The following is a 23,088-nucleotide window of genomic DNA, read 5'->3' as shown; positions in this document are numbered from 1 at the left end:
GTGCCGCTCAACACCATCGCGCTGGAACTCGTCCCCTCGAATGTTGAACGGGGCCGCCAGTACGCCATCGACGAGGCGGTCAAGGTCCGCGAGCTGTCCGCGGAGTTCGGCGTCGGCGTCGGGCACGTGATGATCCCCGGGATGATCGACGAGGACGACGACCGGCCCGTCGAGATGAAGCCGAAGATGGACGTCCTGGAGTACTGGTCGCTGCTGCAGCCCGAGCTGCCCGGCGTGCGCGGACTGTGCACCCAGGTGACCTCGTTCCTCGACGAGGCCGCGCTGCGCAGCCGGCTGACCGAGCTCAACGGCGCCGGATTCGACGGGATCGCGTTTGTCGGCGTGCCCCGGACGCTCAAGGACGGCGAGGGTGGCGGTGTCGCCCCGACCGACGCGCTGTCGATCTTCGACAAGCAGGTCCCCAACCGGGGTGCGATCCTCATCCCCACCCGCGAGGGCGAGCAGGGCCGCTTCAACTTCAAATGCGATCAGGGCGCCACCTACGGCATGACCCAGCTGCTGTACTCGGATGCCATCGTCGGCTTCCTCACCGAGTTCGCGGCCACCACCGAGCACCGGCCCGAGATCCTGCTGTCCTTCGGCTTCGTGCCCAAACTGGAAACCAAGATGGGCCTGATCAACTGGCTGATCCAGGACGCGGGTAACGCCGCGGTGGCCGCCGAACAGGAGTTCGTCAGCCGGATCGCGCCGCTGGACCCGGCCGACAAGCGCCGCGAGATGCTCGATCTGTACAAGCGCGTCATCGACGGGGTCGGTGCACTGGGCTTCCCGCTGAGCGTGCATTTCGAGGCCGCCTACGGCCCGGCCAAACCGGCGTTCGAGACGTTCGCCGAGATGCTCGCCTACTGGTCGCCGGCCAGTTCCAGCTCGAGGCGCGGATAGTCGTCGAGCAGTCGGCGCAATCCGGACTCGAACTGCCGCATCGAGGTCAGATCGTGGTCCAGCCGGCAGTCCACCGCGGCCGCCCCGAGCATCGGCGGCGCGTCGTGCACGCGGTCGGCGATGCGGTCGAACAGGCGGTGCGGAGTGGCGAGATAATGGCGGTTCGGGCAGCCCGGGGCGGTCAGCACCGCCGCATAGATCAGGCCGAACTCGGTGGCGACGATATGGGTGGCGGTGACCGTCATGGGGGTGTGGCCCTCGGCGCGGGCCCACTCGTGGGCGGCCCGTCCGCATTGCAGGGCGTGTAATCGCACGTCGTCGGTCAACAGATCCGCAAAATCGGTGCGATGGACCGCGGCGGTGGGCGCCCGCAGACAGTCGTGCAGCAGGGCCCCGAAGTAGTCGCTGAAGTAGTCGCTCATGGTGGCTGGCCTCCGTGTGCGCCGAGACCTCGAGCCTGCACCCGGACGGGTGTGACGGTCAACCGCCTATCCTTGGGTAAATGTCCGTCCGCGAGTTGTACGCCCGACTGGACGGTCTGACCTACCGCGACGCCTCCCGGTTGGGCCGTCGGCTCAAGGGTCTGCGCGGCGACCCGCCGGAATCGCTGATCGAGCAGTTCACCGCCGCCGAGGGGTTGGTGGCATCCCGGCTGGCCGTGGTGCCCCAGATCAGCTATCCGGATCTGCCGGTCACCGACAGCCGCGCCGAACTCGCGAAGGCCATCGGCGAGAACCAGGTGGTGGTGGTCGCCGGTGCCACCGGTTCGGGCAAGACCACCCAGCTGCCCAAGATCTGTCTGGAGCTCGGCCGCGGAATCCGCGGCATCATCGGGCACACCCAGCCGCGCCGGCTGGCCGCCCGCACGGTCGCCCAGCGCATCGCCGACGAACTCGGCACCCCGCTGGGATCGACGGTGGGGTACACGGTCCGGTTCACCGACCAGGCCAGCGACTCCACGCTGATCAAGCTGATGACCGACGGCATCCTGCTCGCCGAGATCCAGCGCGACCGCCGGCTGCTCCGCTATGACACCCTGATCCTCGACGAGGCGCACGAACGCAGCCTCAACATCGACTTCCTGCTCGGCTATCTGCGTGAACTGTTGCCGCGGCGGCCGGATCTGAAGGTGATCGTCACGTCGGCGACGATCGCGCCGGGACGGTTCGCGGAGCACTTCGCGGCCAACGGGGTGGCCGCGCCCATCGTGGAGGTGTCCGGGCGCACCTACCCGGTCGAGCTCCGTTACCGGCCCTTGGAAGTGCCGGTTCTTGCTGATGACCAAGACGATCCCGATGATCCGGATCATGAGATCGTGCGCACGGAGATCCGCGACCCGACCGATGCCATCGTCGACGCGGTCCGCGAGCTGGATGCCGAGCCGCCCGGTGATGTGCTGGTGTTCCTGTCCGGCGAGCGCGAGATCCGGGACACCGCAGAGGCTTTGAAGGAGCTGCCGAACACCGAGGTGCTGCCGCTGTATGCCCGGCTCCCGACCGCCGAACAGCAGAAGGTGTTCACCCCGGGCCGTTCGGGACGACGGATCGTGTTGGCCACCAACGTCGCCGAGACCTCGCTGACGGTGCCTGGCATCCGGTACGTCGTCGATCCCGGCACGGCGCGGATCTCCCGGTACAGCCGGCGCACCAAGGTGCAGCGACTCCCCATCGAGCCGATCTCCCAGGCCTCGGCCGATCAGCGGGCCGGCCGGTCCGGCCGCACCGCGCCCGGTGTGTGCATCCGGCTGTACTCCGAACCCGACTTCGCATCGCGGCCCCGCTACACCGACCCGGAGATCCTGCGCACCAACCTGGCCGCGGTGATCCTACAGATGGCCGCCCTGAAACTCGGTGATGTACAGGACTTCCCGTTTCTGGACCCGCCGGACGCCCGCAGCATCCGGGACGGTGTGCAACTGCTACAGGAACTAGGCGCCTTCGACGCCACGGGTGGTCTCACCGAGATCGGGCGACGGTTGGCGCGGCTGCCGCTGGACCCGCGCATCGGCCGGATGATCCTGGCCGCCGAGTCCGAGAACTGCGTGCGTGAGGTGCTGGTGCTGGCGGCCGCGCTGTCCATCCCCGACCCGCGGGAACGTCCGGTCGACCGCGAGGAGGCGGCCCGGCAGAAACACGCCCGATTCGCCGACGAACACTCAGATTTCGTGTCCTATCTGAATCTGTGGCGCTATCTGCGCGAGCAGCGAAAGGAGCGCTCCGGCAGCGCCTTCCGCCGGATGTGCCGCGACGAGTTCCTGCACTACCTGCGGATCCGGGAGTGGCAGGACCTGGCCGGTCAGCTGCGCAGCATCGCCGGGGATCTGGGTATCCGCGAGTCCGGTGACGACGCCGACCCGGCCCGCATCCATGCCGCGCTGGCCGCAGGTCTGTTATCGCATATCGGGTTACGCGAGGGTGACGGCCGCGACTATCAGGGGGCGCGCAACACCAAGTTCGTGCTCGCGCCCGGATCGGTGCTGACCCGTAAACCGCCGCGCTGGATCGTGGTGGCCGACCTGGTGGAGACCAGCCGGTTGTTCGGCCGCACGGCGGCCCGCATCGACCCCGACTCCATCGAGCGGGTCGCCGGACATCTGGTGGCGCGCACCTACAGTGAGCCGCACTGGAACGCCCAGCGCGGCGCGGTGATGGCCTTCGAGCGGGTGACGCTCTATGGGCTGCCGCTGGTGCCGCGCCGCAGTATCGGCTACGGCCAGATCGACCCGGTGCTGTCACGGGAGCTGTTCATTCGGCACGCCCTGGTCGACGGCGACTGGCAGACCCGGCACCACTTCTTCCGGGACAACACGCGCCTGCGCACCGAACTGGCCGAACTCGAGGAGCGGGCCCGGCGCCGCGACCTGCTGATCGACGATGACGAACTGTTCGCACTCTACGACGCGCGGATCCCGCCGGAAGCGGTGTCCGCCCGGCATTTCGACGCATGGTGGAAGAAGCAGCGGCACAAGACGCCCGATCTGTTGACCTTCACCCGCGAGCAGATGCTGCGGTCCGAGGATTCCGACGAGCACCCGGAGACCTGGCGTACCGACGATCTGGCCCTCCCACTGAGCTACCGGTTCGAACCCGGGGCCGCCGATGACGGGGTGACGGTGCACGTGCCCGTCGAGGTGTTGACCCGCCTCGGTGGCGATGGATTCGCCTGGCAGGTACCGGCATTACGTGAGGAGCTGGTGACCGCACTGCTCAAATCACTGCCCAAGGACGTGCGCCGCAACTTCGTGCCGGCCCCCGACACCGCCCGCGCGATCCTGCCCGATCTGCATCCGGAGACGGGATCGCTGCTGAACGAGATGGTGCGCGAGTTGCGTCGGCGCAGCGGTGTGGTGGTGCCGGTGGAGGCCTTCGACCTGTCCAAGGTGCCTGATCACCTGCGGGTCACCTTTGCAGTGGAGTCGGCCGACGGCACCGAGGTAGCACGCGGTAAAGATCTTGCCGGACTGCAGGATCGGCTGGCCGCCCCGGTGCAGAAGGCGGTCGCCGAGGCCGTAGCCGGGAACTGGGCCCGCAGCCGTCTGACCGGCTGGCCCGCGGATCTGGTCGAGTTGCCGCGCACAGTCGAGCAGGTCAGCGGCGCTCACACAGTGCGCGGATACCCGGCCTTTGTCGACACCGGGGCCGGTGTCGACGTGGCGGTGTTCGCGCTGGCTACCGAGCAGTCCGCGGTCATGCGGGCCGGGCTGCGTCGCCTGGTGCGGCTGACGGTGCCCTCACCGGTCAAGGCGGTGGAGCGCGGTCTGGACATGCGGGCCCGGCTGACGCTGAATGCCAGCCCGGACGGCACGCTGGCCGCGCTGATCGAGGACTGCGCCGATGCCGCCGTGGACGCGCTTGCCCGGGAAATGATCTGGAAGCGAGCAGATTTCGAGGCGCTGGTCGAACGGATCGGGAAATCGTTGGGCACGACCACGATGGATGTCACCCGGCGCGTCGAGAAGGTGCTGGCCGCCGCCACCGAGGCGCAGGTGGCGATCCCCGACAAACCGAGTGCTGCGCAGGCCGATGCGGTCGCCGATATGCGATCCCAACTGGATCGGCTGCTGCCCAAAGGTTTCGTCACCGCCACCGGGGTGACCCGGCTGGCCGACCTGACCCGATACCTGCTGGCGATCGGACGCCGGATGGAGCGATTGCCGCAGGGGCTGGTCGCCGACCGGGAACGGATGGACCGGGTGCACGCCGTCGAGGACGCCTACGAGGACCTGCTGCGCACACTGTCACCGGCCCGGGCTGCCGCCGCCGATGTGGTCGATATCGGTTGGCAGATCGAGGAATTGCGGGTCAGCCTGTGGGCCCAGCAACTGGGCACCCCGCGACCGGTCAGCGAACAGCGGATCTACAAGGCGATCGACGCGGTCACCTGATGTTGTGCTCGACGTCGCCGATACCGTCGAGGGTGAGGCGCAGGGTGTCGCCCGGTTTCAGCCAGTGACCGGTTTCCATACCGGATCCGCCGGGCAACGTGCCGGTCGCGAAAAGCTCGCCCGGATAGAGCTGTTCGGAGCGTGAGGCGTGGGCCAGCACCTCGCCGAGGGTGTGCTGCAGGCCGGCGCTGGACACGGTGGACACCGTGGCGCCGTTGATCTGCACGCTGCCGGTGAGTGCGTCGACACGCGGCAGGATGGCATCGGCGGTGGCCGCGGTGTCCGACATGGAGCTGAGGAAGTGTTTGGACTTCTGCAGACCGAAACCGCTGTCCATCTCGGCTCGTTGCACGTCGCGGGCACTGAAATCGTTAACCAGGACGAAGGCGCCGATCGCCGCCTGCGCCTTGGCGGGGGTGGCATCGAGCAGTGGTGCGCTCAGCACGAACCCGAGTTCCAGTTCGAAGTCGAGCGCCCGCGAGTACCCCGGCGCGCTGACCGGTGTCCCGGTCGGGACAAAGGTTCGGGCATTACCCATGTAGTACATGGGTTGCCGGTAGAACAGCGCATCCGGTGTGAACTGCGGGACCGGCCGGCCCAGGATGCGTTCGTAGAGCGAGGTGACCCGGAACAAACCGGGATGGAAGCGTTTGACCAGGCCGCGGGCGGCGTCGATGTTGTGCCGCTCGTAGAGCATGAAATCGCGGAAGGACAACGGTTTGGAACGGCAGCAGTTTCGCACTGTGCTGCAGGTGCTCGTCGGCTCGGGCGGATTCCCAGGACGGGTCGAAGTTCTGCCCGCCGATCGGTGCGGTGGGTTGCCAGAGGCCTTCGCCGACAAGCTGTTCGGTCTGCAGCCCGGACTCGGTGCGGATACGGCGTAACAACACCTGCGCCATTCTACGGACGGCGGCGCACCAATTGGGCCTGCTGCATGGCGGCCACCGGGCCGTCCTCGTCGAACAGGGTGGCCACCGAGGTACCCACACCGTCGGCACCGTAGTTGCTCACCGCACGGATCCCGAACCAGTCGCCGCGCGGCAGCCGGTGCAGATGCACCGTGAGGTCGGTGTTGAGGAACGTCCACTGGCGCACGTCGAGCCGTGAGCCCATGCCGTTGGCGACATCAGCGACGCAGAACAGTCGCTGCAGCGGTGTGGCGACCTCCCCGGCAACCAGGTCGACCTTCGGCCGCACCCAGCACTCGGCGGGCACGCTGTGCAGGATGTCGTTGAGCCAGTGCCAGTCCAGCGTGTCGACGAAGGTCGGCCCCAGGTCGGGATTCACCGGTCGGGGTGTGGCCTCGGTGCGGGGGCGCAGCGGTGCCTCGACGGCGAAGGCCAGATCGGCGGTGTCGTGCTGTTGAAACCGCCAGGCGCGCGCCTCGGCCACCGGTCGCGGTGCGCCGCCCGGCCCGGTGGCCAGCATCTGCGCGGACAGTAACTCGATCTTGGTACCCGGCCTGCGGATCTCAGCGCGCAGCCACAGTGGGCCGGTCACCGGCACCGGGCCGAGCAGATCCACCACGATGCGGGACAGCCGGGCATCGGCGCGCGGGGCGCAGCGTTCCAGCGCCCGAACAAGCAGCGCCGAGACCGGGGCGGCGTTCTGCATATCGGCCGACCAGGTGCTGATCACGTGATCGGAGGCCGCGAACCGCTCGCCATGGGGGTCGTCGGCGTCGAGCAGCTCGTAATAGGCGTCGGACATGCTCAGCGATGCTACCGAAAGGCTTACAGTATTGCGTTGAGTGGCCACTTTCTGCACACATTTTCCGGGTTTGCGTGCCGTGACCGGCGATTCGCGGCATAAAGGTGGGCATGCAGCGTGTGGTGGTCGCCGGTCTGGGCGATTCGGGACTGTTGACCGCGATCAAGTTGGCCCGCGATTTCGATGTCGTCGGCATCTCGTCCAAACCTGGGCTGGTCAGTGGTCAGGAACTCGGGGTGCGGGTGTCGCGACCGGATGACTGGGCCCGCGACTATTGGATCGGCTTCGACCGCTATCGGGGGCTGGACCGGGTGCGCACCGTGCACGGCACCCTCACCGGGGTGGACCTGGCCGCCCGCACCGTCGCCGTGGACGTCGGTGGTGAGTCCGTCACCGAGTCGTATGACACGCTCGTCATCTCCACCGGTGTCAGCAACGGCTTCTGGCGGCGGCCGCACCTGCAGACCACGGCCGAGATCGACGCCGACCTGCGGGCGGCCCACGCCCGGTTCGCCGGTGCCTCGACGATCGCCGTCATCGGCGGCGGCGCGGCGGCGGTCAGCGCGGCGGCCAATCTGGCTCGGGCGCTGCCGAATACCGGGGTCGGGCTGTACTACCCGGGTGAGCGTGCGTTGCCGCAACATCACGAGCGGGTGTGGTACACGGTGCAGGGGCGGCTGCGCAAGGTCGGGGTGAGCCTGCATCCCGGGCATCGGGCGTTGGTGCCCGACGGCTTCGACTGTGACGAGATCACCAGCGCACCAGTGCAATTCAGCACATGTCAACCCGATGTCCAGGCCGACGCCGTGCTGTGGGCGATCGGCCGGGTGCGGCCGAACACCGGCTGGTTGCCGGCCGAGCTGCTCGACGCCGACGGGTTCGTCACCGTCACCGACACCTTGCAGGTGCCCGGTCATCCCGAGGTCTTCGCCGTCGGTGATGTCGCCGCCACCGATGCGCTGCGCTCCTCGGCGCGCAACCGGGCCGACGGCCTGGTCGCGCGCAATGTCCGCGCGCAGCTGCGCGGGGGAAAGCTGCGCAGCTTCACCCCGGCCACCCGCCGCTGGGGCTCGGTACTCGGTGTGCAGCGCGACGGACTGGAGGTCTTCACGCCGACCGGGCGGGCGTTCCGGTTCCCGGCCTGGTCCATCGACCGGGTGCTGCAACCCTGGATCGTCCGGCGCGGGATCTACCGCGGGGTGCGCGATACCTGATCGGTCAGCGTGATCAGCTGGTCGAGCAGGGTGGCCAGCTCGCCGGCGCGGCGCTCCTGCGGGGTGAATCCGCCCTCGCCGAACTCGCCGAACAGCGACAGTGACACCTGCGCGCGCACATCGAGCATCTGGAAGTTCGCCACGATCTGACGCCACTGCTCCACGGCCCGCACGCCGCCGTCGGCGCCGTAGGAGACGAAACCCACCGTCTTGCCGAACCATTCGGGGCCCAGGCTGTCGACGGCATTCTTGAACGCACCGGGCACGCCGTGGTTGTACTCGGGAGTGACGAAGACGAAACCGTCATGGGCGTCGATCGCCTGGCTCCAACGCCGCACGTCCTCCGACTCGTACTTCCGGTCGGCGGCAGCGGGCGGCACGGGTGCGGTCAGCAGCGGGATGTCGAAGGCCTTGAGGTCGATCACGCCGAACTCGGTGCCCTCGCGGAGCGCAGCGTGCTCGTGCACCCAGCGCGCCACCGCCTCGCCGGCGCGGCCTTCACGGATGGATCCCAGGATGATGCCAATTGTCATATCCGGTGAATGCCCAAAGTCGATCGGATTCATCCCCGGCTCGTACCGTCGAAGTTACGGTACGGTCGGCAGTATGGTGAAGGTCATGCAGGGCGTACGCGTCCTGGAAGTCGCACAGTTCACGTTCGTCCCGGCGGCCGGGGCGATCCTGGCCGACTGGGGCGCCGATGTCATCAAGATCGAGCATCCGGTGCGCGGCGACACCCAACGCGGTTTCGTCAACATGGGTGGCTTCCAACTCGACCCGAACCGCCACCCCCTCATCGAGCACCCCAACCGGGGCAAGCGCAGCGTCGGTGTCGACGTGTCCACCCCCGGCGGGCAGGAGGTGCTCTACGAGATCGCCAAGACCGCCGATGTGTTCCTCACCAATTACATGCCGGCCCAGCGGCAGAAGAACAAGTTCGACATCGAGCACATCCGCGCCGTCAACCCGAACATCATCTATGCCCGCGGCAGCGCCTACGGCGACAAGGGACCCGAACGCGACACCGGCGGATTCGACGGTACCGCCTTCTGGACGCGCAGCGGTGTCGGTCATGCGCTGACCCCGGAGCGCCTCGATGGTGCCCTGTCGCAGGGCATTCCGGCCTTCGGCGACTCCATCGGCGGGATGAACATTGCCGGCGGTATCTCGGCGGCGCTGTTCCACCGGGAGCGCACCGGCGAGACCTCCGAGATCGACGTCTCGCTGCTGAGCACCGCGTGGTGGGCCGCCGGCGCGAGCGTCACCCAGGGCATGGAGACCGGCGAGACCATGCGCTCGGTGATGCCCGACGACGTCACCTCGGTCAACCCGTTCATGGCCAACTACGTCACCTCCGACGGCGGCATCATCAACCTCTGCATCGTCAGCCCGACCGGCTATATCCGCGATGCCTTCGAACATCTCGGACTGCCGGAATTGGCCGACGACCCGCGGTTCTCCGAGGTGATGCCGTTGATCCAGAACGCAGGAGAGGGTGTGCAACTGATCGCCGAGGCGATCCGCAGCAAGCCGTTCGAGTACTGGCGCACCCATCTCAAGTCGATGCGCGGGCAGTGGGCGCCCTTCCAGAGCCTGGTCGACCTGGGCACCGATGAGCAGGCGCTGGCCAACGACATGGTCGTCGAGGTCGAGGCGTCCGACGGCGGTAAGCCCTTCAAGGTGGTCCGCGGGCCGGTGCAGTTCAATCACGAACCGCTGCAGACCACCCGCGCGCCGCAGGCCTCCGAGCACACCGAGCTGGTGCTGATGGAGATCGGGATGGACTGGGATCGGATCGAGGAACTCAAGGACGCCGGCGCGATAGCCTGATCATGTGCACCGCCTTCTGCTCCGGGGCGCGCCGCTGCTGTTGACGCCGGTGCTGTTGGCGGTGAGCACCTTTCCCGGTGAGTTCCGGGTGTCGTGGTCCTACTGGCTGCTCGCCTGTGCCGCGGCCGTGGCATTCCTGTTCGGCGGCCGACGGCCGCTGGCGGTGTCGCTGGTGGTTTCCGCGCTGGCGGTGCCGATGTTCGCGGATCAGGCGTGGGGCCTGTCCGGCCTGGTGCCCTATCTCGGCGCGGTGTCGTTGGCCGAGTTGATCTCCCGGACCGACGGTAACCGCGCCGTCGCCATCGGGGCCGCCGGCTGGCTGATCGCGCTGGTGGCCGGTGTCGCCCTGGACGATCATGCGCAGCGGTGGAGTGCCGCGGACATCACGACGGTCATCGCGGCCTTCGGGCTTCCCGTGCTGCTGGGACTCTATCTGCGTGGTCAGCGTCAGCTCCGGCTCGGCGCGGAGTCGGGTATCCGGGCGCAGGAACGCAACGCGATGGCACGTGAGCTCCATGATCTGGTCGCGCATCACATGGCATCCATCGTGCTGCGCACCGGTGTCGCCGACCATGTGATCGGCCGGGCGGATCCGCGGGTGGCGGCAGTGCTCGATGATGTGCACCGCACCGCGACGGACGCATTGGCCGATATCCGTCGCTGGCAGATCGCCCTGCGTGATCCGGCCCTGCATCAGGTCGCGATGGTGGAACCCGAGGCGTTGTGGGCCGAGATCGACGCCGCTGTACAGCGCACCCGTGCAGCGGGCTTCACGGTGCGGGCCGATATCGACCGCGATGTCGGTGACCTCGATGCGATGGCACGATTGACCGTGTTGAGGGTGACCCAGGAGGCGCTCACCAACGTGATGAAACATGCCGATCCGGCCGGCCCGGTCACGTTGGCGATCGGTCGGCGGGACGACGGCGTGGAGGTCCGCGTCGGCAGCGTTGGCACCGACGAGCGGTCAGGCGGTATGGGCATCATCGGTATGTCCGAACGAATAGCGCTCGCCGGTGGCACCTTTCGTGCCGGACCCGGTGACCAGCGGTGGGAGGTGCGGGCATGGTTACCCGTGTCCTGATCGCCGACGACCAGCGTCTGGTGCGGGCCGGGCTGCGTATGCTGTGCGAGTCGACCGCGGACGTCGAGGTGGTGGGCGAGGCCGCGGACGGTGCGCAGGCCGTGCGGTTGTCGTCCGAGCTTCGGCCCGACGTCATCCTGATGGACCTGCGGATGCCCGGTGTCGACGGGATCACCGCGACCGGTCATGTCATGGCAGCACGGCCGGCGGCCAAGGTGCTGGTGATCACCACGTTCGACGATGACGAGCATCTCTATCCGGCATTGGCGGCCGGCGCGGCAGGGTTCCTGGTCAAGGATACCGACCCCGCCGATCTACTCGACGCGATACGCCGCACGGCCGCAGGTGATTTCGTGCTGTCGCCGCATCTGCTGCAGCGGCTGGTCTCCCGGGCCGTCGAGGCAGGTGTAACACCGAGTCGCGGCGACGACGTGACGTTGACCGCGCGTGAGGAAGATGTCCTGCCGTTGGTGGTCGACGGATTGTCCAATCAGGAGATCGCCGACCGGCTGCATCTCGGTGTCACCACCGTGAAGACTCACGTCGCGAACCTGATGGAGAAGCTCGGAGCCCAGAATCGGGTTCAGCTCGCCGTCTACGGATTTCAGCGCATGGCGTGATGGTCCATGGTGGCGGGCGGGCCACTCTCTGACTGGCCTGGTTCGAGAACCAGGAACTGACCCATCATCCCTTGATCTTCGTGTAATGCCAAGTGGCAGTGATACATGTAGGGAAGTCCGGGGTCTGTGTAGTCGGTGAATCGTATGGCCAGCCGGATCCGTTGCCCCGGTGCGGTGTACACGGTGTCCTTGTACCCCGCGAGCTCCGCTGGCGGCGGTGCACCGTCGATATCGATGATCCGGAACTGGGTGTCGTGCACGTGGAAGTTGTGCGGCCAGTTGTCGATGTTACGCACGGTCCAGATCTCGTCGGTGTCGACGGTGGCGTGAAAGTCGATGCGGTTCATGTCCATCCGGTTGCGGTTGATCATGAACCATTGCAGATCGAACTCCCGCTGCACGGTGGTCGCCGCATCCGCCACGTTCGGCAGGGTGGTCAAGGCGGCGGGCAGCGCACTGGTCGGTCGCAGGTTCTGCTCGACATGCAGCGCCAGAACGGTGAAGGCGTCATCGACGCCGAAACGAGCGGCTTCATCGGCGTCCAATCCCGCTCGGTGCTCGATCGGAAATGCCTGTAAGAAAGTAGATTCCCCGGGTGCGCAGTCGACGACGATCTCCGCTCGTTCGCCCGGACTGAGCTGGACCCGGGTCGCCGGCACCGGTGCGGACAGCAGCCCACCGTCACTCGCGACGATGTGGAAGACCCGGTCGTCGGTGAAGCCGAGATTGTAGAGCCGACCACCGGAGCCGTTGAGGATGCGGAACCTGATCCGCTCGGTGCCGACCGGGAGGTGCGCACCGTTGATGCCGTTGGTCACGATGGTGTCGCCGAGCAGGCCGATGTCGGTGGGGTCGGACTCGTCGAGTGCGCCCGATCCGGTGAATCGGCGGTCCTGGATGATCAGCGGGATATCGTCGACGCCGTACTCGCTTGGGAGCCCGTACTTTTCCTCATCCTCGATGAGGAAAAGACCCGCCAGTCCCCGGTAGACGTGCTTTTCGGTGGCACCGTGCGGATGGGGGTGATACCAGAGGGTCGCGGCGGGTTGGCGGACCTCCCACTGCGGCTGCCAGATCGCGCCGGGGTCGATCATCTGGTGGGGTCCACCGTCACACCGTGCCGGCACGTGCATGCCATGCCAGTGCACCGTCGTCGGTTCGGGTAGCTCGTTGCTGACGTCGACGGAAACCTGTTCACCGCGTCGGGCGCGCAGGGTCGGGCCCAGGATCGACCCGTTGAATCCCCAGGTGGCAGTGTGCACTCCGGGCAGCATCTCCGTCTCGCCGGCCATCGCACGCAATGTGAAGTGGCGGGTGCCGTCCGCGGCGACGGTGGACGCAGCGAGCTCCGGGATGGGCAGCGGCCTGGTCGGCGGTGAGGCAGGTCGGCTCTGGGCCGGGACGGAACAGGCTGCCGACCAGAGGAGCGGGGTCACGGAAAGGCCGAGCAGCAGTTGTCGGCGGGATAAAACGGGCACACCTCGAGTCTCACGAGCACGCGCCCGGCTCGGACCGGCCATCGGGCCGGTGTCCGGACCAGGGGAGTTCCTCCCGGCGGACCTTGCGCGAGCCGGGCCTTTCTGCTATTCGGTCAGCCCGTCGCGACCCGTGGTGCCTTGGCCTCGGCGGTGTCGAGTACCAGCTCGGCGACCCGGTTACGGTGTGCCTCCGCACTTCCCAGCAGTGCCGCATCGGTGGTGGCACGCTTGAAGTACAGATGTGCCTGGTGCTCCCAGGTGAAACCGATACCGCCGTGCACCTGGATGGTGTCCGCGGCGATCCGACTGAACGCGGCCGAGGCCACCGCCTGCGCGATGCTGGTCGCCAGGGCTGGGTCGTCGGAGGCATCACCCAGGGCCCACACCGCGTGATAGGCCGCCGACCGAGCATGCTCCAGATCCACCAGGTCCTCGGCCAGTCGGTGCTTGACGGCCTGGAACGAGCCGATGAGCCGGCCGAACTGCAACCGCGACTTCGCATACTCGACCGACAGATCCAGCAGATGCTGTGCGGCGCCGACCTGTTCGACGGCCAGCAACGCCGATCCGACCTGCAGCGCGTGGGTGATGACCCGCGGCGCCTCATCCGGGCCGGCGATCAACCGGGCCGGGGCATCGGTCAGTTCGATATCCGCCTGCGGGCGGGTCAGGTCCATCGTGACCAGGGGGCTGCGTCGTACGCCTTCGGTCCCGACGGCGTAGAGCGCCACCCCGTCGGGACCCGTTGCGGCGACCAGGAGTTCGTCGGCGTCACCATCCACGACGCGGCCGATGGTGCCGGTGAGGGTGTCGGTTCCGGTGACGGTCACCGCGGCCGGGTCGAACGCACCGGCACGGTCGGGCACCGCGAACGCGGCGGTGCGGGTGCCAGCGACCAGGGCCGCCAGCAACTCGTCGCGCGCCGGGCCCGCCGCGGCGGCGACCAGTGCCGGGATCGCCAGATACACCGTGCCGAACAGCGGCCCGGTGGCCAGCGCGGCGCCGAGTTCCTCGACGGCGACGGCCTGGTCCACCAGGGTGCCGCCGACCCCACCGTCGTCCTCCGGAACCGACAGCCCGAGCACGCCGAGCTCGGAACCCAGGCGCTGCCACACCTTTCGGTCGAAGCGCGGCTCGGATTCCATCTGCACCCGGGCCTTGCCCTCACCGAAGTTCTCGGTACCGAACTTGCGCACCGCGGCCCGCAGTTGGGCCTGCTCACCGGTGAACTCGAATTCAGCCACGCGGGATCTCCTTCCACGGCATACCGGCATCGGCGCGCAGATCCCCGGGCAGCCCCAGGATGCGCTCACCGAGAATGTTGCGCATCACCTCCGAGGTTCCGCCCTCGATGGTGTTGGCCTTGCTGCGCAGGAAACGCTGTTGGATCGGTCCGCGCCAATCGCCGGCGTCATCGCGTTCGGCCGCGTAGGTGTGGTACAGAATGCCCTCCGCCCCAAGTAAATCCATACACCACGTGTAGATGTTCTGATTGAGTTCCGCCCCGACCAGCTTGCCGATCGAACCCTCCGGACCCGGCCCGCCGACGGTGGCCGTCGCCCGCGATCGCTGCGCGGTCAGCCGCTGGGCCTCCGAGCGCAACCACAGTTGGGTCAGCCGGTCGCGCAACACCGGGGTCTGTAGATCCGGCCGCGACGCCCATAATCCGACGGCCTCGGCGATGGTGCCCGACCCCCGTTTGGCGCCGCTGCCGCCGAGTGCCGAACGCTCGTTCATCAGCGTCGTCATCGCAACACCCCAGCCGTTGCCGACCGCGCCGAGCCGGTGCGCGTCGGGGATACGGGCATCGGTGATGTAGACCTCGTTGAACTCGGCCTGTCCGGTCAGCTGGCGCAGCGGCCGGGTCTGCACCCCGGGCGCATGCATGTCCAGCACGAAATAGGTGAGCCCCTTGTGCTTGGCGACATCGGGATTCGTGCGGGCCAGCAGCAGGCCCCAGCGCGCACGGTGCGCGAGGCTGGTCCACACCTTCTGGCCGTTGATCACCCAGTCGTCACCGTCGCGTACCGCCGAGGTGGCCAGCCCGGCCAGATCCGATCCCGCGCCGGGCTCCGAGAACAGCTGACACCAGATGTCCTCGGTGCTGGCCAGCGGACGCAGCCAGAACTTCTTGAGCTCGTCGGACTGCGCGTGCTCGCGCACCGTCGGGGCGGCCATCCCGTAGCCCATCGGATTGAGACCCAAGGGCATCGGGCCGCCGGCCCCCTGCAAGATGCCGTCGGCGACGGCCTGTAGCCCGCGCGACACACCCAGACCACCCATACCCGGCGGGAAATGGACCCAGGACAGGCCGGCGTCGTAGCTGGCGGTGAGGAACTCAGGGATCGGGACCTGCTTCGGATCGTGTTCGGCCACGACCTGGCGGGCCAGGTCGGCGACCCGATCTGCATCGGCGCTCATACCGTCACCATAGGCAGACGTGATCGGCGTCACGTATGCGGGTCTACCAACCGGTGGGCAGTATGGGCACATGCATGTCACCGCACACGCCACCACCGACGCCCCCATCGACAAGGTCTGGGCGACCCTGACCGATCACGTGGGCATGGAGACCTGGGGTCCGGGCGTCAAGGTCAGCCTCGGCACACCGGGCACTCCGGACCCCAATGGCCTCGGCTGCGTTCGCCGCATCAGCACCCCCGGGCCCGGCCCGGACATCGTCGAGGAGGTCACGACCTTCGACGCCCCGAACGTGTTCGGTTACAAGGCGCTGTCCGGGACGCCGTTTCCCGGGTACACCGGCGAGGTCCGGCTGACCCCGTCCGGGACCGGCACCAAGATCGCGTACACCGTCGGCTCGACGGCGTCGTTCCCACTCGTCAAGGTCCCGCTCGCGGTGATCGGACAGGTGCTGCTGCGGCTGCTGGTGCGAGCGGCCTCGCGGGCCTGACCCAACCGCGAGCGCGAACCGGCTTTCCGGGCATATCGTTTCGCCAGCTGCGGGTTTTCGGAGGGTCATGTGGGGGGCGCACCATTCGGGCGGTACGAGCTGGTCGAGTTGCTCGGTCAGGGCGGCATGGGTGAGGTCTGGCGCGCCTACGACACGGTGACCGACCGTGAGGTGGCGGTCAAACTACTACCCCCGCATCTGGCCGGGGATGCAGTATTCCAGGAGCGCTTCCGTCGGGAGGCCCGCGCCGCGGCCGGCCTGAACAATCCGCACGTGGTGCCGATCCACGACTTCGGTGAGATCAACGGACGGCTGTTCGTCGATATGCGCCTCGTCGAGGGCGTGGACCTGGGAACGCTGCTCAAGGCCGGTCCGCTGCCGCCGCGGCGGGCCGTCAGGATCGTCGAACAGGTGGCGCTCGCGTTGTTTGCCGCGCACCGGATCGGGTTGGTGCACCGGGATGTGAAGCCGTCCAACATCCTGGTGGCCGAGGACGATTTCGCATACCTGATCGACTTCGGCATCGCCCGCACCGCCGAGGATGCGGGCCTCACCGAGACCGGGGCGGCGGTGGGTACCTGGGCCTATATGGCGCCGGAGCGATTCGCGACCGGAGAAGCAGATGCCCGCGCCGACGTGTACGCGCTGACATGTGTGTTGTACGAAGCGCTGACCGGGCATGCACCTTTTCGGGGAAAGACGCTCGAGCAGATCGCGACGGCCCACATGTTCGCGCCGCCACCACATCCTTCGGCGATCGTCCCGCAGCTCGGTCCGGAGATGGATCGGGTGATCAATACCGGCATGGCCAAACAACCCGAGAGTCGGTACGGGTCTACCAGGGACCTCGCCACGGCCGCCCGCGCCGCCATCGGTTCCGAGGTGCCGACGCAGGTGGCGACGCCGGTACAGACACCGCACCCGCCCGCGGGGTTCGCCGACGCCGCTACCCAGCACCGCGCACCGGCGCCGCAGAACCCGCCACCGCCACCACCCGCCCGGCGCCGCCGCATCGTGCTCGCCGCGACAGCGGCCGCGCTGGTGGTCATCGTGGCCGTCGTCGTCGCCGCGGTCGTGGTCACCGGCGGGTCGGACGCGCCGACCCCGACGGCATCCCCGACGGCCCCGGCCCCGAATTCGACACCGCGACCGGCTCCCAGCACCTCGGGGATCTTCGCCGGACCCCAGCCGTGGACCGCCGACGTCTCCGGCGCTCCCAGGTCCGAACGCAGTGACGCGATCATCGCCGCGCTGAGCGCCGCGGGTGGCTGGGGCACGGACAACAACCTGCAGATCGACTTCTCCAACGCGGTGTTCTTCGCCGACGCGGACACCCCGCGCATGCAGGTGATCGGCACTGAGGACTATTGCGGCGGCGGCCCGGCCTGCGACGCGGTACCGGCGCAGATACCGGTCCCGGTCAACGCCAACATCGGGGGATCCGCGGACCTGCAGTGCGATCCGTCCGGTAACACCGAGGGCCAGGGCGACTGCCAACTCCTGGTCGTCGACCGCGCGGGGCAGAAACTGTACGAGACCTATCAGTCGACCAAGGACGGCAAAGATCTCAGAGCCGCAGGGCTTTTCATCTGGGATCTGACAAAGCAGTACCCAGTCAACCTACGCGGCGATCAGTGCACCGGCGCCGATGCCGGCGGTTTCCCGATCGCGGCGATGACGCCCACGGCCGACGACGTCGCCTCGGGGTCCATCGACCACGCCCTCCGGTTCATCCTGCCCAACGACCGGATCCGGGCCGATGTGTACGTGCACCCGGCCAGCCACGCCGGCGGCCCGCAGAGCTCCGATCCGGATGCTCCGCCCTTCGGTGTGCGCTTCCGGCTGCGGGCGGATTTTGACGAGACCGGTTACACCGAGTCGCAGCGGGTCGTGCTCACGGCGCTCAAGACCCACGGCATGCTGCTGGCCGACGGCGGGCAGGTGCCGCTCACCTTCGCCGACGACCGGACCAGTACTGCCAAGTGGGCTGATCTCGGGATCGCGGCGGACACTTTCGAGGCCATCACCCCGGCAGCCTTCGAGGTCGTCGAGCTCGGCCCCGATATCCGGTTGACCTACGACTGCGTGCGCAACCCCTGATCAGGAATCAGCGGGCACCGCGCCGACGTTGGCTGGGTATGACCTTCGATCCGCGTGACCTGCTGGCCCAGACCAAACTCGGGGTGCTCGCCACCATCAAGGCCGACGGCCTGCCGCAACTGTCCCCGGTGACCCCGTTCTACGACCGGGCCGCCGACGTCATCCTGGTGTCGATGACCGAGGGTCGCGCCAAGACGGTGAACATGCGCCGCGATCCGCGCGCCGCACTCGAGGTGACCAGCGCCGACGGCTGGTCGTGGGCCACCGCCGAAGGCACGGTCACGCTGACCCGGCCGGGCACCGATCCGCACGGCCCGGAGGTCGAGGCGTTGGTCGACTACTACCGACGTGCCGCCGGCGAACACCCGGACTGGGACGAATACCGCGCGGTGATGGTGTCCGATCGCCGGGTGCTGATGACGCTGGCGGTGGCCCGGGTCTATGGCGAACGGCTGCGCTGAAGTCAGCTCAGCCCGGCTACCCGGGCCAGCGTCAGCGCCGAGGTGAGCTGCAGCAGATCCCGCGGCCGGGACAGCGCCAGCCCGGTCAGTTCTTCGAGCCGTCGGATGCGCTGCGTGACGGTGTTCGGATGCAGGTGCAGTGCGGTGGCCGTCGCGCGTTTGTCCAGGCCGAGGTCGATGTGCACCCGCGCGGTGTGGATCAGTTCGGTCTGCCGGGCGCGGTCATAGTCGAGCGCACGCCCGAGCACCGCGCGGGCGAATTCGCGCAGCCGCTGCGGATCGTCGAGCTGTAACAGCAGATGGTCGATCGTCACATCGGCCAAGTCGACGACCGTCGCGGCAATGTCACCCGCGTCATCGACGGTGTCGACCTGACCATCTCCGGCGAGACGTTCGTCTCGGTCGTCGGCCCCTCGGGTAGCGGTAAGACCACCCTGCTCAATATCGTGTCCGGCATCGAGACCCTCACCTCGGGAAGCGTGCGGTTGCGCTCGGGTGCCCGCGATGCCCGCGTCGGCTACGTGTTCCAGGATCCGCGGCTGCTGCCCTGGCGCACCGTGATGGCCAACCTGGGGTTCGTCCAGCACGAGCGCGAGGGCTGGCAGAAGCGCGCCGAGCACTATCTGGATCTGGTCGGGCTGAGCCACTGCGCCGACCGATTTCCCGCCCAGCTTTCCGGTGGTCAGCAGCAGCGCATCGGGATAGCCCGGGCCTTCGCGGTGGAACCCGATGTGCTGCTGATGGACGAACCCTTCAGCCACCTCGACGCGATGACATCGCGAACCCTGCGTGAGCATCTGGAACGGATCTGGCTCGAATCACGGCGCACCGTCATGTTCGTCACCCACGACGTCACCGAGGCGGTGCAGCTGTCGGACCGCATCGTGGTGCTCGCTCCCGGCGGCCGCATCCACGAGATCATCGACGTCGACCTGCCCCGGCCGCGCAAGGCGTCGGACCCGGCGGTGGCGATGCTGCAGGCCGAGGTGCTCGCCCGGTTCGAGGTGCTGGAGGCGATGGCCCCGGCATAGGCCAAGTCTAGACCCGCGGGAGCTCGGCGTTGATCGTATCCAGCAGGGCCGGATAGCGTTTGGCCTCCGGATGCCCACTGGGTTTCCCGCTGCTGATCACCGCCACCGACAGTGCCCGTTGCGGGTCGGCCCACATGGCGATATCGGTCAGCCCGGTATGCCCGAACGCGCCGGGGGCATCCCGGCCGAACGGTCCGAATCGTTTGGAGCCCAACATGTATCCGGTACCCCAGCGCATCGGCATCAGACCGGTCGCCAGATCTGGGCGTAACCGGCGGGCCTCGGTCGCGGCCGCGTGGAGCGTCTCCGGCTTGAGGATGCGGACCCCGTCGAGTTCGCCGCCACGGCACAGGATCTCGGCGAACCGGGACAGTTCGACGGCATTGGACACGGTGTTCGACGAGGGGATGACACCGGTGAGGAATTCGGCTGTGTTGGAGAACGGGATGATCTGCTGCGGGGTGCCGCCGACCGCGGTCTTGAACGCCTTGGCGATGGGCGCCGGCAGCGGTTTGCCGGTCACATGGCTGGGCGCGACCCGCGGAACATCCTCGGGTGCAACACCGTAATTGGTCCACCGGAAGTTCAGCGGGGCCAGGATCTCGTCATGCAGGACATCGCGGATGTTGCGCCCGGTTGCGGCGTTGATGATCTCGCGCATCAGCGGGCCCCAGGTCACCCCGTGGTAGATGTGCACCAGGCCGGGCCGGTACACCGGCTTCATCCGCCCCAGCATCTCCCGGGCGTACTCGCTGTCGTCCATCCGTTTCAGATCGGGCTTGGGTCCGGTGGCGAACGGGATGCCGGCACTGTGGGTCAGCGCGTGCCGGATGGTGGTGCGGTCCTTGCCGTGGCTGGTGTAGCCGGGCAGGTACTCGCAGACCCGGTCGTCGAGGCTGAACACGCCACGTTCGACCAGCATGTGGGTGGCGGTGGTGGTGATGGCCTTGGCGGCCGAGTACACGCAGAACGGTGTGTCGGTGCGGACCGGGATCTGTTCGGCGTCAAGGGGATCGGTGGGCCCGTTACCCCAGGCGTGTCCGATCGCCCGGTTGAGGATCACCCGGCCGTTGCGGCGCAGGCACACCTGGATGGCCGGCTGCATCCCGGCCGCATACCAGTGCCGGGCGGCATCCCAGATCCGTTCCACCGCAGCGGGATCAACCTCGCTGTGATCCTCGGGTCCGCGATCGGTGACCGCGTCGAGGTCGGCGGGCACCCGGATCCGGCCGTCGGTGCTCACGGCTCCTCCTGGCGCAGCACCGCCGACAGGTGGTGTTGCAGGGGCAGACCCATCGCGGCCATCTGCACGGTGTAGCTCAATTCGCCGTCGCGCAGGGTGAAGGTGCGCGCCATCGCGGCGACCGCCTTGGCGCTGGAGGTCCGGCCGATGGTCGAGCTCAGCGTCATGGTCAGGGTGCCGTCGTCGGCGATCTCCAGTGGACCCTCCATGACCTCGACGATGCCGGTCGGGTGGGCCAGTACCCATTCGACGCGGCCCGGTTCGGGAATCCGGACATAACCGGTTTCGGCGTGCAGTGGGCGGCCGTCGTCGAGATGCTTGGTGTGCTGGGCGTAGGACAGGAACGGTTTGCCGACGTGGCCGAAGGTGATCGACTCCAGGTAGCGGAACGACGGAATGGTCGGGTACTCGCCGGAGCCGGGACCGGCCCAGATGCCCAACAGCGGCTCCAGGACCGTCATCGCGGGGTGCAGGTCCATCATGGCGGTCAGCCTACTGAGGCTTTCCCCGAGAATGACAAAGTGGCCGCAAGCCCCTGGGGGTTTGCGGCCACTTTGTTCACTTGGGCGAGTTAGTCGGCCGCGGCCAGCGCGGTGTCCAGGATGGCCAGACCCTCGCGCACCTCGTCATCGGTGATGTTGCAGGCCGGCACGGCGTGGATGCGGTTGAAGTTCGCGAACGGCAGCAGCCCGCCGGACTTACACGCCGCGATGACGGCGTTCATCGCGGGGCTGGAGCCACCGTAGGGCGCCAACGGTTCCCGGGTCTGCTGATCGGCCACCAGTTCGATGGCCCAGAACACGCCCAGGCCGCGGACCTCGCCCACGCTGCGATGCTTGGCGGCCAGCTCGCGCAGGCCGGGGCCGAGCACGTCGGCGCCGATGCGCTTGGCGTTGGCCACCATGCCCTCGTCCTCCATCGCGTTGATGGTCGCCACGGCGGCCGCGCAGGCCAGCGGGTGACCGGAGTAGGTCAACCCGCCCGGGTAGGCGCGGTCGGCGAAGGTCGCGGCGATCTTCTCGCTGATCGCCACGCCGCCGAGTGGCACATAACCCGACGTGACACCCTTGGCGAAGGTGATCAGATCCGGTGTGACATCGAAGTTCTGGATGGCGAACCATTCGCCGGTGCGCCCGAACCCGGCCATCACCTCGTCGGCGATCATCACGATGCCGTACTTGTCGCAGATCTCCCGGACACCCGCCATGTAACCGGGCGGCGGGACCATGATGCCCGCGGTGCCGGGCACCGATTCGAGGATGATCGCCGCGAAGGAGGTCGCGCCCTCATGCTGGATGAGGCGCTCGAGGTATTCGAGCGCACGCTGCGACTCTTGCTCCTCGGTCTGGGCGTAGAACGACGAGCGGTACAGGAACGGACCGTTGAAGTGCACGACGCCGGCGCTGGCGTAGTCGTTGGGGTAACGGCGCGGGTCACCGGTCAGGTTGATCGCGGTGTCTGTGCCGCCGTGGTACGAGCGGTACCGCGAGAGCACCTTGTAGCGGCCGGTGTGCAACCGGGCCATCCGCACCGCGTGTTCGACGGCGTCGGCGCCGCCGTTGGTGAAGAAGACCTTGTTCAGGTCGCCGGGGGTGCGCTCGGCGATCAGTCGGGCCGCCTCGGAACGCGCGTCGTTGGCGTGCTGCGGCGCAACGGTGCACAGCTTGGCGGCCTGTGCCGCGATGGCCGCGACGACCTTCGGATGCTGGTGCCCGATATTGGTGAAGACCAGCTGACCGGAGAAATCGAGGAGCTTGTTGCCCTCGCCGTCCCACACGTAGGAACCGTCCGACGCCACGATGGTCATCGGCTTGATCTGCGCCTGCGCGGACCAGGAGTGGAACACGTGGGCGCGGTCGAGTTCGTAGGTGCGGGCCGCTTCGGCGCGCGCGGCCTCGACCGACAAGCCGTTGGGCAGGGCTGCGGTGTCGGGGGTGATCGTCATACGTCCATCTTTCACTCAATACAGGGACGGCGGGTAACGGATGCTCCCGCGAGCGTGCGTGAAATCTGCCCGCGAGCGGTGTGTCTGGTCGCGGATATGCATGCTCGCGGAAAGTACCTACTGGTTTTCGGGGAAGCCGAGGTTGATGCCGCCGTGGCTGGGGTCCAGCCAGCG

At 68.0% G+C, this 23,088-nt stretch carries 20 protein-coding genes and 1 pseudogene; 10 read left to right on the top strand and 11 right to left on the bottom strand.

What is annotated here, in order from left to right:
* Nucleotides 1-903: a mycobacterial-type methylenetetrahydrofolate reductase gene (locus ACLBYA_RS31265; RefSeq protein WP_447713364.1), complete on the top strand. Its 903-nt coding sequence runs from the start codon at nucleotides 1-3 to the stop codon at nucleotides 901-903.
* On the opposite strand, the gene ACLBYA_RS31260 is transcribed toward ACLBYA_RS31265, so the two are convergent.
* Entirely contained in the window at nucleotides 864-1,325 is a 462-nt protein-coding gene (locus tag ACLBYA_RS31260) for a hypothetical protein (RefSeq protein WP_447713363.1), read from the bottom strand. The two genes, ACLBYA_RS31265 and ACLBYA_RS31260, sit on opposite strands and share 40 nt — an antisense overlap.
* Nucleotides 1,326-1,405: 80 nt before the next feature.
* Here ACLBYA_RS31260 and hrpA point away from each other — a divergent pair, with 80 nt between their 5' ends.
* Nucleotides 1,406-5,287, top strand: a complete 3,882-nt coding sequence (hrpA, locus tag ACLBYA_RS31255; protein WP_447713362.1) for an ATP-dependent RNA helicase HrpA — start codon at nucleotides 1,406-1,408, stop codon at nucleotides 5,285-5,287.
* Here the strand turns inward: hrpA and ACLBYA_RS31250 are convergent.
* A pseudogene (locus tag ACLBYA_RS31250) lies at nucleotides 5,280-6,177 on the bottom strand (fumarylacetoacetate hydrolase family protein). The gene hrpA and the pseudogene ACLBYA_RS31250 sit on opposite strands and share 8 nt — an antisense overlap.
* Before the next feature lie 10 nt (nucleotides 6,178-6,187).
* Nucleotides 6,188-6,997: a thioesterase family protein gene (locus tag ACLBYA_RS31245; protein WP_447713361.1), complete on the bottom strand. Its 810-nt coding sequence runs from the start codon at nucleotides 6,995-6,997 to the stop codon at nucleotides 6,188-6,190.
* Between the two features lie 104 nt (nucleotides 6,998-7,101).
* On the opposite strand from ACLBYA_RS31245, the gene ACLBYA_RS31240 reads away from it, so the two are divergent.
* Nucleotides 7,102-8,211 carry an FAD-dependent oxidoreductase gene (locus tag ACLBYA_RS31240; RefSeq protein ID WP_447713360.1) on the top strand — a complete coding sequence of 370 codons (1,110 nt, stop codon included), beginning with the start codon at nucleotides 7,102-7,104 and terminating at the stop codon, nucleotides 8,209-8,211.
* Here the strand turns inward: ACLBYA_RS31240 and ACLBYA_RS31235 are convergent.
* Entirely contained in the window at nucleotides 8,187-8,744 is a 558-nt protein-coding gene (locus tag ACLBYA_RS31235) for an NADPH-dependent FMN reductase (RefSeq protein ID WP_447713359.1), read from the bottom strand. The genes ACLBYA_RS31240 and ACLBYA_RS31235 overlap by 25 nt on opposite strands.
* A 73-nt stretch (nucleotides 8,745-8,817) precedes the next feature.
* Between ACLBYA_RS31235 and ACLBYA_RS31230 the strand changes: the two genes are divergently transcribed.
* Genes ACLBYA_RS31230 through ACLBYA_RS31220 form a run of 3 tightly spaced genes read left to right on the top strand, consistent with a single transcriptional unit; the run spans nucleotide 8,818 to nucleotide 11,745 of the window.
* Nucleotides 8,818-10,041: a CaiB/BaiF CoA transferase family protein gene (locus tag ACLBYA_RS31230; RefSeq protein WP_447713358.1), complete on the top strand. Its 1,224-nt coding sequence runs from the start codon at nucleotides 8,818-8,820 to the stop codon at nucleotides 10,039-10,041.
* A gap of 4 nt (nucleotides 10,042-10,045) precedes the next feature.
* Nucleotides 10,046-11,125 (top strand): sensor histidine kinase, encoded by a 1,080-nt coding sequence (locus tag ACLBYA_RS31225; protein ID WP_447713357.1) that lies wholly within the window; start codon nucleotides 10,046-10,048, stop codon nucleotides 11,123-11,125.
* The gene (locus tag ACLBYA_RS31220) at nucleotides 11,107-11,745 is read left to right on the top strand and encodes a response regulator (RefSeq protein WP_447713356.1); all 639 of its coding nucleotides are present in this window, start codon (nucleotides 11,107-11,109) and stop codon (nucleotides 11,743-11,745) included. Before ACLBYA_RS31225 ends, ACLBYA_RS31220 begins: the two co-directional genes overlap by 19 nt.
* On the opposite strand, the gene ACLBYA_RS31215 is transcribed toward ACLBYA_RS31220, so the two are convergent.
* The 3 genes from ACLBYA_RS31215 to ACLBYA_RS31205 all read right to left on the bottom strand — a co-directional run bounded on the left by ACLBYA_RS31215 (nucleotide 11,730) and on the right by ACLBYA_RS31205 (nucleotide 15,644).
* Nucleotides 11,730-13,265 (bottom strand): multicopper oxidase family protein, encoded by a 1,536-nt coding sequence (locus ACLBYA_RS31215; RefSeq protein ID WP_447713355.1) that lies wholly within the window; start codon nucleotides 13,263-13,265, stop codon nucleotides 11,730-11,732. The genes ACLBYA_RS31220 and ACLBYA_RS31215 overlap by 16 nt on opposite strands.
* Nucleotides 13,266-13,336: 71 nt before the next feature.
* Entirely contained in the window at nucleotides 13,337-14,467 is a 1,131-nt protein-coding gene (locus ACLBYA_RS31210; protein ID WP_447713354.1) for an acyl-CoA dehydrogenase family protein, read from the bottom strand.
* Nucleotides 14,460-15,644, bottom strand: coding sequence for an acyl-CoA dehydrogenase family protein (locus ACLBYA_RS31205; protein WP_447713353.1), 1,185 nt, complete (start codon nucleotides 15,642-15,644; stop codon nucleotides 14,460-14,462). The genes ACLBYA_RS31210 and ACLBYA_RS31205 overlap by 8 nt, the downstream gene beginning before the upstream one ends.
* A 70-nt stretch (nucleotides 15,645-15,714) precedes the next feature.
* Here ACLBYA_RS31205 and ACLBYA_RS31200 point away from each other — a divergent pair, with 70 nt between their 5' ends.
* The 3 genes from ACLBYA_RS31200 to ACLBYA_RS31190 all read left to right on the top strand — a co-directional run bounded on the left by ACLBYA_RS31200 (nucleotide 15,715) and on the right by ACLBYA_RS31190 (nucleotide 18,695).
* On the top strand, nucleotides 15,715-16,134 hold the full coding sequence (locus ACLBYA_RS31200) for an SRPBCC family protein (RefSeq protein ID WP_447713352.1): 420 nt from the start codon (nucleotides 15,715-15,717) through the stop codon (nucleotides 16,132-16,134).
* A 69-nt stretch (nucleotides 16,135-16,203) separates the two neighbouring features.
* Entirely contained in the window at nucleotides 16,204-18,234 is a 2,031-nt protein-coding gene (locus tag ACLBYA_RS31195) for a serine/threonine-protein kinase (RefSeq protein ID WP_447713351.1), read from the top strand.
* A 38-nt stretch (nucleotides 18,235-18,272) separates the two neighbouring features.
* Nucleotides 18,273-18,695: a PPOX class F420-dependent oxidoreductase gene (locus ACLBYA_RS31190; RefSeq protein ID WP_447713350.1), complete on the top strand. Its 423-nt coding sequence runs from the start codon at nucleotides 18,273-18,275 to the stop codon at nucleotides 18,693-18,695.
* 2 nt (nucleotides 18,696-18,697) lie between these two features.
* On the opposite strand, the gene ACLBYA_RS31185 is transcribed toward ACLBYA_RS31190, so the two are convergent.
* Complete coding sequence (locus tag ACLBYA_RS31185) at nucleotides 18,698-19,009, bottom strand: PucR family transcriptional regulator (RefSeq protein ID WP_447713349.1); 312 nt, start codon at nucleotides 19,007-19,009, stop codon at nucleotides 18,698-18,700.
* Between ACLBYA_RS31185 and ACLBYA_RS31180 the strand changes: the two genes are divergently transcribed.
* A complete protein-coding gene (locus ACLBYA_RS31180) occupies nucleotides 18,995-19,726 on the top strand; it encodes an ABC transporter ATP-binding protein (RefSeq protein WP_447713348.1) in 732 nt (243 codons plus the stop codon). The two genes, ACLBYA_RS31185 and ACLBYA_RS31180, sit on opposite strands and share 15 nt — an antisense overlap.
* Before the next feature lie 7 nt (nucleotides 19,727-19,733).
* On the opposite strand, the gene lipE is transcribed toward ACLBYA_RS31180, so the two are convergent.
* From lipE to ACLBYA_RS31165, 3 genes are all read right to left on the bottom strand, one after another.
* Nucleotides 19,734-20,969, bottom strand: coding sequence for a lipase LipE (gene lipE, locus ACLBYA_RS31175; RefSeq protein ID WP_447713347.1), 1,236 nt, complete (start codon nucleotides 20,967-20,969; stop codon nucleotides 19,734-19,736).
* Nucleotides 20,966-21,451 (bottom strand): peroxynitrite isomerase, encoded by a 486-nt coding sequence (locus ACLBYA_RS31170; RefSeq protein ID WP_447713346.1) that lies wholly within the window; start codon nucleotides 21,449-21,451, stop codon nucleotides 20,966-20,968. Before ACLBYA_RS31170 ends, lipE begins: the two co-directional genes overlap by 4 nt.
* Before the next feature lie 89 nt (nucleotides 21,452-21,540).
* Nucleotides 21,541-22,914, bottom strand: coding sequence for an aminotransferase class III-fold pyridoxal phosphate-dependent enzyme (locus ACLBYA_RS31165; protein ID WP_447713345.1), 1,374 nt, complete (start codon nucleotides 22,912-22,914; stop codon nucleotides 21,541-21,543).
* Between the last annotated feature and the right edge of the window lie 174 nt (nucleotides 22,915-23,088).

Source organism: Mycobacterium sp. C31M (assembly GCF_053345865.1).
This window is presented reverse-complemented; position numbering and strand designations above follow the sequence as displayed.